Origin of the sequence: Mesorhizobium sp. M1E.F.Ca.ET.063.01.1.1 (genome assembly GCF_003998155.1) — a bacterium.
In the GTDB taxonomy this organism is placed as follows: domain Bacteria; phylum Pseudomonadota; class Alphaproteobacteria; order Rhizobiales; family Rhizobiaceae; genus Mesorhizobium.
This window is the reverse complement of sequence record NZ_RZSC01000135.1, coordinates 1-10,911: the sequence shown is the minus strand read 5'-3', so window position 1 is coordinate 10,911 and position 10,911 is coordinate 1. Positions and strand designations below refer to the sequence as shown.

The 10,911-nt window shown below is 63.3% G+C and carries 12 protein-coding genes and 1 pseudogene; 4 read left to right on the top strand and 9 right to left on the bottom strand.

The genetic code is table 11. The features are described 5' to 3' along the window. The coding region (locus EOA29_RS12790; RefSeq protein ID WP_145969665.1) for an ATP-binding protein at positions 1–483 on the top strand (483 nt) is incomplete at its 5' end. Between the two features lie 7 nt (positions 484–490). On the opposite strand, the gene EOA29_RS12785 is transcribed toward EOA29_RS12790, so the two are convergent. Genes EOA29_RS12785 through EOA29_RS12775 form a run of 3 tightly spaced genes read right to left on the bottom strand, consistent with a single transcriptional unit; the run spans position 491 to position 3,530 of the window. Next, a complete protein-coding gene (locus EOA29_RS12785) occupies positions 491–2,002 on the bottom strand; it encodes an RnfABCDGE type electron transport complex subunit D (protein ID WP_126092047.1) in 1,512 nt (503 codons plus the stop codon). Then, positions 1,999–2,718 (bottom strand): FAD:protein FMN transferase, encoded by a 720-nt coding sequence (locus EOA29_RS12780; RefSeq protein ID WP_245464886.1) that lies wholly within the window; start codon positions 2,716–2,718, stop codon positions 1,999–2,001. Before EOA29_RS12780 ends, EOA29_RS12785 begins: the two co-directional genes overlap by 4 nt. 26 nt (positions 2,719–2,744) lie before the next feature. Then, positions 2,745–3,530, bottom strand: a complete 786-nt coding sequence (locus tag EOA29_RS12775; protein ID WP_126092049.1) for an FMN-binding protein — start codon at positions 3,528–3,530, stop codon at positions 2,745–2,747. A gap of 222 nt (positions 3,531–3,752) precedes the next feature. Between EOA29_RS12775 and EOA29_RS41345 the strand changes: the two genes are divergently transcribed. Continuing rightward, positions 3,753–3,923: a hypothetical protein gene (locus EOA29_RS41345; protein WP_189350539.1), complete on the top strand. Its 171-nt coding sequence runs from the start codon at positions 3,753–3,755 to the stop codon at positions 3,921–3,923. Between the two features lie 153 nt (positions 3,924–4,076). Further along, positions 4,077–5,060 (top strand): zinc-dependent alcohol dehydrogenase family protein, encoded by a 984-nt coding sequence (locus EOA29_RS12770; RefSeq protein ID WP_126092050.1) that lies wholly within the window; start codon positions 4,077–4,079, stop codon positions 5,058–5,060. A 12-nt stretch (positions 5,061–5,072) separates the two neighbouring features. Here the strand turns inward: EOA29_RS12770 and EOA29_RS12765 are convergent, their stop codons facing one another. From EOA29_RS12765 to EOA29_RS12740, 6 genes and pseudogenes are all read right to left on the bottom strand, one after another. After that, positions 5,073–5,663, bottom strand: a complete 591-nt coding sequence (locus tag EOA29_RS12765) for an NAD(P)H-dependent oxidoreductase (protein ID WP_126092051.1) — start codon at positions 5,661–5,663, stop codon at positions 5,073–5,075. 19 nt (positions 5,664–5,682) lie between these two features. After that, positions 5,683–6,069 carry a hypothetical protein gene (locus EOA29_RS12760; RefSeq protein ID WP_126092052.1) on the bottom strand — a complete coding sequence of 129 codons (387 nt, stop codon included), beginning with the start codon at positions 6,067–6,069 and terminating at the stop codon, positions 5,683–5,685. A gap of 174 nt (positions 6,070–6,243) precedes the next feature. Beyond that, positions 6,244–6,990 carry a class I SAM-dependent methyltransferase gene (locus tag EOA29_RS12755; RefSeq protein WP_126092053.1) on the bottom strand — a complete coding sequence of 249 codons (747 nt, stop codon included), beginning with the start codon at positions 6,988–6,990 and terminating at the stop codon, positions 6,244–6,246. A 208-nt stretch (positions 6,991–7,198) separates the two neighbouring features. Beyond that, positions 7,199–7,654 (bottom strand): thioredoxin TrxC, encoded by a 456-nt coding sequence (gene trxC, locus EOA29_RS12750; protein WP_126092054.1) that lies wholly within the window; start codon positions 7,652–7,654, stop codon positions 7,199–7,201. Further along, on the bottom strand, positions 7,651–9,594 hold the full coding sequence (locus EOA29_RS12745) for a heavy metal translocating P-type ATPase (protein WP_126092055.1): 1,944 nt from the start codon (positions 9,592–9,594) through the stop codon (positions 7,651–7,653). The genes trxC and EOA29_RS12745 overlap by 4 nt, the downstream gene beginning before the upstream one ends. Further along, a pseudogene (locus EOA29_RS12740) lies at positions 9,594–9,979 on the bottom strand (DUF302 domain-containing protein). The gene EOA29_RS12745 and the pseudogene EOA29_RS12740 overlap by 1 nt, the downstream one beginning before the upstream one ends. Before the next feature lie 123 nt (positions 9,980–10,102). Here EOA29_RS12740 and EOA29_RS12735 point away from each other — a divergent pair. After that, a partial coding sequence (locus EOA29_RS12735) for a CoA-binding protein (protein WP_189478883.1) occupies positions 10,103–10,911 on the top strand: 809 nt, incomplete at its 3' end.

Below are 10,911 nucleotides of genomic sequence, written 5' to 3'. Positions count from 1 at the left end.
CTCCCGGACAAGGCACGCGCCCGTCTGGCGCCTGGTGTTTCCGGCAAGGCCGCGTGCCTTGTCCGGGAGGTGGCGGCCGGCGTGATTGCCGTCGTCAAACGCACGCCAAGGGGCAAGCAGCTCTCATTCGTGGTCGATGCCGCTGAGGATTTCGTGGCGCCGGTCGACGAAGGCGACCTGTCGGAGATTCTCGGCAATCTGGTGGAAAACGCGACGCGTTTCGCGAAATCCCTGGTTCATGTGAGCGCGTCCGCAAGAGCGGGCGAGGTCATAATCACCGTGGTCGATGATGGGCCGGGTATCCCCGAGGCCGCCCGGCATGCCGCCTTGTTGCGTGGCGTTCAGCTCGACAGCAAGGGCGGCGGCAGCGGCCTCGGCCTGGCGATCGTTTCGGATATCGTCGAAGCCTATGGAGGCCGCCTCGAAATGGCTAATGCCAACGCTGGTCTGGCGGTGACCATTTACCTGCCTCGGCATGGTTGAGCGGCGGTCAGGCAAATCCCGGGAAGTAGTCGACCTTGATTCTGGAGCGGCGAACGCCCATGGCCAGGAGCTTCTGCCGCAGAGCCTTGACCATGGCCTGCGGGCCGGAGATGTAGAAGGTGCGTTCGAGATAGTCGGGCATGGTGAGGCGCACCAGGCGGGCGTCGATATAACCGGGATACTGGCCGCGCAGCGCGCCCTTGGCCACGGCGTGGAACGTCCTTATGCCCAGCTCGCGCCTCGCCTCGCCGAGCACTTCCCGATAGGCGATGTCCTCCTGGCTCTCCGTCCCATAGAGAACGACGATGGGTCGCGCTTCCTTGCGATCGATGAGATAGCGCAGCATCGAGCGGAATGGCGTGATGCCGATGCCGCCGGCGAGGAATGCGATCTTGATGCCGGGATCGGACGGCAGCGTGAAATCGCCGGCCAACTGCGAGGCGTGGATCGTGCCGCCCAGCTTCATGGTGCCCAGCGCCTGCTTGAAGGCGCTTGACCGCGGATAGAATTTGACGCCCAGCCGTACCGATTGCTCGGTAGGGGATGAAGCCACCGTGAAATAGCGCCGGTTGCCGCGGTTGTCGGACCTGTCGAGGCCAAGCGTCCACTCAAGGTACTGGCCCGCCCGGAAGGCGAGCTTTCGCTGCGACCTGAAGATGAAGTCGTAGCTATCGACGGCCGTTTGCTCGATGCGTTCCAAAGTCAGCACGAACCGGCCCTTCGGGCCCACGGCGTAGGCGAAGAGATTGCCCGCCAGAAGTGCGAGCTCGGGCGTGAAATAAAACGAGCCGATATGGATGTTGGGTGCGAACAGAAAGCCGACGATGGCGGCAAACGCGATACGCGGCCAGCGTGTTGTCGGAGCCGTCAGTGGTTCCGTCAGCATCACGAAGGCGAAGAACAGCAGCGGCGACGAGCTGAAAGTCTCCCGAAGAGCGCTGCCATACTGGGACGGGCCGGTCGTGGCCAGTATCGTGACCAGCGCCACCCCAAAGAATGCGGCCACGAGATCGAGCCGGCGTAGCTTGCGCACCAGGAGAACGCCGCCCACGAGCACAAAGGGAAGCAGCCAGGCATTGCCTCCGACCCACCATGTGGCCGGTCGATCGAGCAAGAGCGCGGTCAAAGCAACGCCCAGCGCGGCCGGATTGAACAGATGTTTCCTGCCGACGGCCAGGATGTATTTCGAGGAAATCGCCCAGACCGACGCGAATGCCACGGCGCCGATGCCCTTGAAGTCGGTGGCGGCAACCGGATCGAGGATGAGCGCCAGGATCATCGCGGTGATGTAGACAGACTCGCTGTTGGCGGGAACTTCGAAGATGCGTGCAAAAACCCTGTTGGCGATCCAGCCGGCGGCCAGCACCAAACCGGTCGTAAAGGCGAGTTCGACCGGATCATGCGGCACCAGCCCTGCGGCGCTCAACACCAAGGCGGCGCCCAGCAGCGTCATCAGGTAGTAGAGAACCAGCCGATACATGGTCAGGTGGTCCAGAAGTCGATCCACGGTCTTGATCATGGTTGGCAGAATGCTCCAAAGCCGCTTGTCGGCGTGGCACGCCGGTTGCTGTCGACAAGATATCCCTCGAGGCCCTCGGCCTGCTCGAGAAAGAGGATGCCATTCCGGCCCATGGCGAAAGCGGCGGTGGCGAAGCGGTCGGCCTCGAGCACATCCAGGCCGATGACCGTAACGCTGACGATATCCGTGATCGGATCACGGCCCGCCCGTGGATTGTAGATATGCTGGCCCCGCGCATAGGTGCCGGAGGTAGCGACACCGCGTCCTCGCGGATAGATCACCTTGATGATCTCATCCGTATGGAACGGATTGCGGATGCCGACGCTCCAGTCCCGACCGGAAGCATTCCTGCCGCAGGACTGGATGTCGCCGCCCGCCTCGATGAAGAAGTCGCTCACGCCGGCCTGGCGGACGATTTCGGCCGCATTGCGGATGGCCCAGCCCTTGACGATGCCGGAGGGGTCGAGCGCGCCGTCGGGTCTATGGATGTCGAAATAGCCGTCCGTCTGCCTTCTGGTTTGCTCCGCGATCTTCATCACGTCCAGCATTTGGCCGCTCCAGTCGCGGACCGGAATGTCGCCCCGATTGATGGCTGAGATCTCGCTATCCGTCCGATAGGTGCTGAAACGCCGGTCGACGTCGTCGAAATAGTCGAAAACCCTCTCGACAAGGTCGTCGGCCGAGCCGCCGATGTCGATGGTGATGGGCATGCCCATCAATATTCTCGTTTCGCGCATGAAATTTACGACGACGCCTTCTTGAGCGCGCCGCCAAGCGATTGGATGAAGGCCCTGCTGGTCAGCGTGGCGCCCGAAATGATGTCGACATCCGCACTTTGCGCGCTGATCGCCTCGTCGCGCAGCATCGGCAACGCCTGCCGATTGATGTTGACGGAGGTGCGGCGGTCGTTCGGGTATCTCAATATCTTGAGCGCCGTCAGGCGGCCTCCCTGAACAAGCGCCTGAAGCTGGATGATGCCGTAATATGCGTCGGCCGCGGGACCGGTGTAGACCCCGTCGGCATAGCCGTGGGCGGCGAGCTTCATGCCTGTACGGATCACGTATGCCGGCGCTTGCGGATCTGCCGGTCGCGGCTGCGGAATTGGAATATAGACGGCAGGCGTCACAGAGAACGACCGTGCTTCCGGTTGAGCGACACTTGCGGCTGCTGGCGCGGGGTTTCGCTTCGGCGGCGAAGGCGGCAGCTTTGGGACCTGCGGCGGGCTGGCGGCAACTGCCGGCTTCGGAGCTGCAGCCGATATCGTCGCCGCTGTGTCCGTTCCGGCATCGACGGGCGTCTCTGGGGCTGGCTCCCGCCGCAGGTTCTGGGGAACCCTGGGCAGGCGCGTTGCCGATGCAACCGGATCGGCTGGCGTCGGCAGGCCGACCGGCGGCAACATGCTTTGCTCCGCGGCATTGGCGGGGACGCCCATATCGATCAGGTCGTCAGCGGGGAGCTTGCCCGCCTGGCTCCAGACATAGGCTCCTGACGACGCGATCACGAAGAGCGACAAGGCGGTCTTTTTCATAGGCAATGCATCCCAGGTTGAGGCGTGCAGCGGCCGAGCCGTTGCATGCGTGCTGGGGCAATATCTCACGAGCTAGCTGACAACTGGCTGTCAGCCGGCTTGATCGAGCCATGCCTCACCGAGTGAGCCGTTTGTTTGTGCGATTGACCGTGATCAAGGCCAGCATGAATTGGCTCGGCAACTATTTGGTCGGAACCGACGTCCAACCAAGGGGATCCGACCATGACTTCCGACATCATCGCCATCTGGGCTGGGATACTCGGCCTTGCTTATCTTGCCGGCGCGGGACTCTATTTCGAAATAGCTTCCAGCGCGAAGCGCAGGCGGGCTTCGGCAAGCTATGGCTTCGGTCGGCATCGGCTTCAGCCGGTGAAGGTCAGGCACTCGCGCTAGAGCAATTCCAGGAAAAGTGCGTAGCGGTTTTCCGTCCGGAATTGCGCAAAAACAAATACTTCTAGGACAGTCGGCATGCCAATTGGCGTTTCTTGTTGCCGGGCAGTCAGCTAGTCTGTTCCTGTTGCATTTTTTGGAGAAGCCGGGATTGCCATGAAGGCAATGGTGCTGGAGAAGCGCGGCACGCCTTTGAAGCTTTTCGATCGCCCCGATCCCACGCCGGGACCGGGCGAGATCAGGCTCAAGGTGGAGGCATGCGCGGTCTGTCGAACCGATCTGCATGTCGTGGACGGTGACTTGCCGAGACCAAAGCTGCCGCTTGTGCCGGGTCACGAAATCGTCGGTATCGTCGATCTTGTCGGTGAAGGCGTATCGCGGTCCCGGCTTGGGCAGAGGGTGGGTGTTCCCTGGCTCGGGCATACATGCGGGCACTGTCCCTATTGCACCTCCGGCGCCGAAAATCTCTGCGACGAGCCTCTCTTCACCGGCTATACGCGGGATGGCGGCTTCGCAAGCCATGTCGTTGCCGACGAGCGTTTCGCGTTCGAACTCGACGCCGCTGCCGATCCGGTCGCGTTGGCGCCGTTGCTGTGCGCGGGCCTGATCGGCTGGCGCTGCCTCAGGAAGGCGGGCGACGGCAGGCGGCTCGGCATCTATGGCTTCGGCGCCGCCGCTCACATCATCACCCAGGTCGCGATCTGGCAGGGACGTGAAGTCCTTGCCTTCACGCGGCCTGGCGACATCCAGGCCCAGGAATTCGCGCGCTCGCTAGGCGTTGTCTGGGCAGGGGCGTCCGATGAGCTGCCACCCGTCGAGCTTGACGCCGCGATCATCTTCGCGCCTGTCGGCGAACTGGTGCCGGCCGCGTTGCGGGCCGTGCGCAAGGGCGGTCGCGTGGTCTGCGGCGGCATCCACATGAGCGACATTCCAGCAATGCCTTATAAGCTTCTCTGGGAAGAGAGAGAACTGGTGTCGGTCGCGAACCTTACCCGCCGTGACGCGGAGGAGTTCTTCCCGATTGCGCGGCGCGCGCGGGTGCGCACGCATACGAAGACATATCCGCTCGAGCAGGCCAACCAGGCGCTGGACGATTTGCGGATGGGCAGATTGAGCGGGGCCGCGGTCCTGCAGCCGTAGTCTCATCAGCGACTACACGGCGCGCTCACCCAGGCTCTGCATTTGCTTCATCCAGCCCGCCCGCTTCGCATCGCTGGCGTTCGCGATCATGCCGAACAAAGTCTCGCGCACCGGCTTGATGCCGGCGAAGTTGAGGATGCTTCGCCGCATGCCGGCCAAGCCGTGGCCGAGGAACCAAAGCCTATAGACTGCCGCGGGCATTCCCATCGTCACCACCAGGCGCGCGGAGCGGCCGCGCAGCAAGGTTTTGGGGAGTCCGATGCCCTTGTCCGGATAGGCGAACGCGACCCCCGGCCGCATTACCTGCTCGAGAAATGCCTTGAGCATGGCCGGCATGGTTCCGAGCCAAAGCGGGAAGACAAAGACGATGTGCTGTGCCCAAATGACTGCCTCGGCAGCTTCCTTGAGGCTGTCGGGGACCACTCCGTGCTCGAATTCCTGCGTTGTTCGAAGCAGCGGGAACTCCAGCGCGGCGAGGTCGATCTTGCGCACGACATGGCCAGCCCGTTGCGCGCCTTCGGCATATGCCGCTGCCAACGCGCGGCAGAGCCGCTCGGGAGACGGGTCGGGATGGCCGATGACAATGAGTATGCGGCGTGACATCGCCTGAGTCCGACCCGCTTTACGGCTGTTCGACGCGAGCGACCTGATAGGTGTGCATGGCCCCATTGCGATTTATCGAGACATATTCGCCGGTCACGAAGCGCTCCTCGCCGAGATGAAACCCTACCTCGTCGTCACGGTCGCCCTCGGCGTAGTCGAAGAACCATTGTCCGCCCGGCTTGCGGCGCAACCGGCCGACAAGGTCGTCTTCGCCGGTGCGGAAGCGGCGGACACGACAGAAGGCCCGGTGTGTCTTCCACTCCTCGGCGTCGAGCCGCCCCTCGCTGGTGAGAGGCGCCAGCATGTCGTAGCCTTCTTCGTGGTCTCCTTCCGGATGGCCCTTCTCGCGCGCAAGAAGCAGTCGGATGTTCCTGAATTTCGGGGTGAGGTCGTGCAAAGTGGTCATGGGCGAACTCCTTCAAAGCCATTCCTATCGCAGCGACCGCGTGTGACCTTGATCGGGGTCAATTTGACCGACACGGGACAGGCGGTGCTCGAGGGGCTGCGCCTCCCCCGAGCACCGCACCATCTGTTGCGCTGCACGACAGTTGACAATCCGCCGGATACCAACCGCTTTACATCACCGTGCCATCAGCGCGAACACGCCCCAGCCCAGGTATTCGCGCGTGTACGCGGCGTAACGTCCGGGTTCAGAGGTCAGTTGGGCTCGAACATCTTTTGCGAAATCGTCGTCGGGATTCGTGTCGAGCCACCGGCGCATGGTGAGCCACTTGGCCGCCTCGTACCTGTCCCAGCCGTCCTGGTCCGCCAGAACCATTTCCACAACGTCGTAGTCGAGGTTGCCGAAAGACGCGAGAAGTCCTGGAAGCATGAGAAAGTCGGAGATCGAACCGGCAAGGCATCCCTTGGCAACGTCTTCCGTGGGCGGCGACTGCAGCCAGTACGGCTCGCCGATGAGGATGATCCCTCCGGTGTAGAGGCTCTCAGCCAGAAGCTCGATGGTGCCGACGACTCCTCCGCCGATCCACGTGGCACCGAGACAGGCTGCTACACCGACCTTTTCGTCGGCCACATAGCCGGAAGCGTCGCCGTGGATGAACTCGACTCGATCGGCGACCCCGAGTTCTTCGGCGCGCAGCTTCGCTTGCTCGGTGAACAATCGGCTCTTGTCGATACCGGTGCCGCTAATCCCGTAATCGCGTGCCCAACTGCACAGCATCTCGCCTGAACCGCTGCCGAGGTCCAGCACACGGGTCTCTGGTTCAAGGCGCAACGCCGCGCCGAGAGTGGCGAGCTTTTCGGGCGTGAATGGGTTGTGGATGCGGTGAGCGCTTTCGGTGACGTTGAAGATCCGGGGGATGTCCACTGCGGAAACGCCTTTTCGTGTGTAAATGGATCGGGTGGGTCACCAATGTACCCAATTTTATTGGCCGGGGTGGATTTCACCCGACCGACACGCAACTCACGAACTGGAGCACGTGCGGCAACCATATCTCGCGACTACCAGTGCGAGAAAGGCGGAAGGATTTTCGGTTCTAAGCAAACTAACCGATTCCGAAATCGGTCAGTTTTGTTCAGGCTGAGCTGGTGGCTGTCGGCAGGTGACTGCGAACCCAGTTGACGATCTGGCCGGTGCTCATCGCCCCCGATATGCGCGCGATCTCCCGCTGATGGCGAAAAAGGATCATGGTCGGGATACCGCGAATGCCGAGCCTGACCGCGGCCGACTGCTCCGCGTCCGAATTCAGCTTGATCAGGCGGATGTCAGGCTCGAGCGCCCTGGCGGCAGCTTCATAGGCTGGCGCCATCATCTTGCATGGACCGCACCATGGGGCCCAGACGTCGACAAGAACAGGCAAACTGCCGCGACCGATCTGACGGTCGAAGTTCACCGCGTCAATGTCTTCCGGGTGCCCCGAAAAAAGCCTTGTGCCACACTTTCCGCATTTCGCGTCGCTGCCTTTTCGGGTGAGCGGCAGGCGATTGATCGCACCACATTTGGTGCAAACCACCAGGTTCTCCTGTGTCATGGCCTTTCAGCTTTCCTAGCTCGGTCGTGTTCGAAATGCCCGTCGCCAAGCGCACGCAATGCATTGAGGATGACGGCGACGTCTATGCCCTCCTGAAGCAGGGCTCCCACCACCGGCGTTATCTGCCCCATGGCGGCTGAGATCATCGCTGCGCCCGAGAGCGCCAACCCGACAACGATACTCTGCAGGGCGATCCGGCGCGTACGCCTGGCGATCCGTAATGCTTCCGAAACAGGCTGCAGCCTGTCGGTCAGCACGACGACATCCGCTGCTTCCGACGAAGCCGTTCCGCCGCGAGCCCCCATGGCAATGCCCACCGTCGCGGCGGCAAGGGCAGGGGCGTCGTTGATGCCGTCGCCCACCATCATCGCCGGCGCCGTCGCCTTCTCGGCCTCGACAGTTGCGACCTTGTCCGCCGGCGTGGCATCGGCAAAGACGGCATCGAGATCGAGCGAAGCGGAAACCCTTTCCGCCGCCACGCCGTCGTCACCGGTGAGCATGACTATTCGGGTGACCCCAACCGAACGCAAAGCGTCGACGGCGTCGCGGGCATCCTGGCGCAGGGCGTCTCCGAATGTGAAAATACCGGCAAGCCGGCCATCGAGAGCCAGAAACACCCTGAGCACCTGAGCGTTGCGATACCGTTCCTCGCCGGCCGTCGCCCACTGAGGCAGTGGCCCGTCCCCAAGGACGAGCGACCTCGACCCTGCCGCGACCCATGTTCGATCGATCCGACCCTTCAGGCCTTCTCCGCGATGTTCGTGAACGTCATGAGGCTGGGAAAGCGCCAGGTTCCCATGGCGAGCGATACGGACAATCGAATCCGCGAGGACATGGTGCGAAGCCTGTTCCAGCGAAGCCAGCAGTCGCAGCAATTCATTGGCTTCCCGGTCCGGAGCGACGTCGATCTCGATGAGCTCGGCGCCGCCGATCGTCAAGGTGCCGGTCTTGTCGAAGATCGCGGTGCGTATCTGAGCGAGCGCCTCCACCGCCGTGCTGCCCTTCATCAGGATGCCGGCGCGGGCAGCACGTGATACGCCGCCGATGAATGCGACGGGTGCCGCGAGGATCAGTGGACAAGGGGTTGCGACCACCAGAACGGCGAGCGCACGGACCGGATCATCGGAAACGTACCAGGCGATGCCGGCGATCAGAAGCGTGAGCGGAAGGAGCAGCAGCGCGAAGCGATCGGCAATGCGTATGAATGGCGCCTTGGCGGTCTGCGCGGCAGCGACCATGCGCACGATCGCGGCATAGGTGCTCTTGTCGGCGATAGCCGATGCCCGCATGACAAAAGCCTCGCCGGCGTTGACGGTGCCGCTGCGCAACGCGTCGCCGGCGCTGCGCCGCTCCGGCAACGGCTCTCCGCTGACAGTTGATTCATCGAGGAGCGCCGACGTATCGATCAGGATGCCGTCGACGGGCAGCAACTCGCCGGCCCGCACCAACAGCTCGTCGCCGACCGCCACCTGCTCGACTGGAACGGTCTCCGTCCCCTCGCAGGACTTTCGATGCGCAAACCGCGGCGCCCGATCGGTCAAGGCCCTGAGGTTCCGCTCCGCCCGCCCGCGCGCAACGTCTTCGAGAACTGTGCCGCCGGCATACATGATGGCGACAACCACCGCCGCCAAGGCCTGCCCAAGCAGCAGCGCCGCCGACATCGAAACCAGCGCGATCGCATCGACGCCGACCCGTCCGATCCAGAAATCCCGCAGGATGGAAATGGCAAGCATCACAACGACGGGCAGGGTCGCCGCCGCCCAGATTGCGTTGGGAGAGATGGGGCCCATGGGAGAGATGGGGCCGATGGGAGAGACGGGGCCGATGGGAGAGATGGGGCCGATGCCGCTTCGCCAGACACCCAGCCCAAGCGCCAGGCCCACAACGGCGACGGCCAGCAGCGCGCGCCGCAGCACGGACTCGTTCACGGCGGCAGCCATCAAAGTTCGCCGATCGTCTCCTGCAGCAACAGCCGAACGTCCTTTGCCGTCGCGGCAAGCTTCGGGTTGTCGATCGCACCCATCGCGGCCATGGGATCGATGGCCGCGACCTCGATCTTGCCGGGCGCGATCTCGGTCACGATCACATTGCAGGGCAGCATGGCGCCAATCTTGTCCTCGGCCTGCAGCGCGCGCCACGCGGATGCGGATTGCAGGCGCCCAGGATCATGTATGGCTTGAAGTCCACGCCCAGCTTGACCTTCATCGTGTGCTGGACATCGATCCTCGTCAGGATGCCGAAGCCCTTGCCCGCGAGCTTCCTGGTCACGTGTTCGATCCCCGCCGCGAACGGCATGTCGAGGGTTTTGCTGAAATAATAGCTCATCGGGTTCTCCTCGGATTGTGAGGCGTTTGGCGCCAGCTAGCCGCAAGAGGCTGGATGGCGCTTTGATCCAGCGCAATGAATGCTTGGCGCCTTTGGTGAATGTGGCGGCAAGGAGCTTCCGGAATGACGATACGAAATCTTGAATACGCCGTCTCACCGAGATCCGTCGCCGTCATCGGCGCGTCCACGCGCGTCGGCTCGGTCGGCCGCGTCGTCTTTGACAACATCGTCAGCGATGGCTTCGAAGGCGAGACCTGGCCAGTCAACCCGAAATACTCAGAGGTCGCCGGTCACCGCTGTTATGCAACGCTTGCCGATCTTCCGGGCATTCCCGATCTGGCCGTGATCGTGACCCCGCCCGACACCGTTCCCGGCATCGTGCGCGACCTGGCCGAGAAAGGCACGCGCGCAGCGGTCGTCATCACCGCGGGGCTGACGCGCGACAACGGTCTGCGCCAGGCGATGCTCGATGCAGCCAAACCCTCGCTCATGCGGATCATCGGGCCGAACACAGTCGGGCTGATGGTCCCGCCGGCAAAACTCAACGCCAGTTTCGCTCACATGCCGGCGAGGCCCGGCAACATCGCCCTGGTCTCGCAATCCGGGGCGATCGCCACGTCACTGATCGACTGGGCGGCCGAAAACGATGTCGGCTTTTCCCGGATCATCTCGCTCGGAGACATGGCCGACGTCGATGTCGGCGACTGCCTCGACATGCTGGCGGGCGATTTTCACACGCGAGCGATCGTGATGTATCTCGAAACCATACCCAATCCGCGCAAGTTCATGTCGGCCGCGAGGGCGGCGGCGCGGCTCAAGCCGGTCATTGCCATCAAACCCGGCCGACACGAACAGGCGGCCAAGGCGGCGGCGACGCACACCGGAGCGCTTTCGGGCGCGGACAGGGTCGTGGAAGCGGCTCTGCGAAGGGC

Bases quoted from the DNA above. Each gene is read 5' to 3' on its own strand.
- EOA29_RS12760 (WP_126092052.1), bottom strand. From the start codon at position 6,069: ATGACCACTTTGCACGACCTCACCCCGAAATTCAGGAACATCCGACTG.
- EOA29_RS12775 (WP_126092049.1), bottom strand. From the start codon at position 3,530: ATGAAAAAGACCGCCTTGTCGCTCTTCGTGATCGCGTCGTCAGGAGCC.
- EOA29_RS12745 (WP_126092055.1), bottom strand. From the start codon at position 9,594: ATGGCTGCCGCCGTGAACGAGTCCGTGCTGCGGCGCGCGCTGCTGGCC.
- trxC (WP_126092054.1), bottom strand. From the start codon at position 7,654: ATGACACAGGAGAACCTGGTGGTTTGCACCAAATGTGGTGCGATCAAT.
- EOA29_RS12770 (WP_126092050.1), top strand. From the start codon at position 4,077: ATGAAGGCAATGGTGCTGGAGAAGCGCGGCACGCCTTTGAAGCTTTTC.
- EOA29_RS41345 (WP_189350539.1), top strand. From the start codon at position 3,753: ATGACTTCCGACATCATCGCCATCTGGGCTGGGATACTCGGCCTTGCT.
- EOA29_RS12780 (WP_245464886.1), bottom strand. From the start codon at position 2,718: ATGGGCATGCCCATCACCATCGACATCGGCGGCTCGGCCGACGACCTT.
- EOA29_RS12765 (WP_126092051.1), bottom strand. From the start codon at position 5,663: ATGTCACGCCGCATACTCATTGTCATCGGCCATCCCGACCCGTCTCCC.
- EOA29_RS12785 (WP_126092047.1), bottom strand. From the start codon at position 2,002: ATGATCAAGACCGTGGATCGACTTCTGGACCACCTGACCATGTATCGG.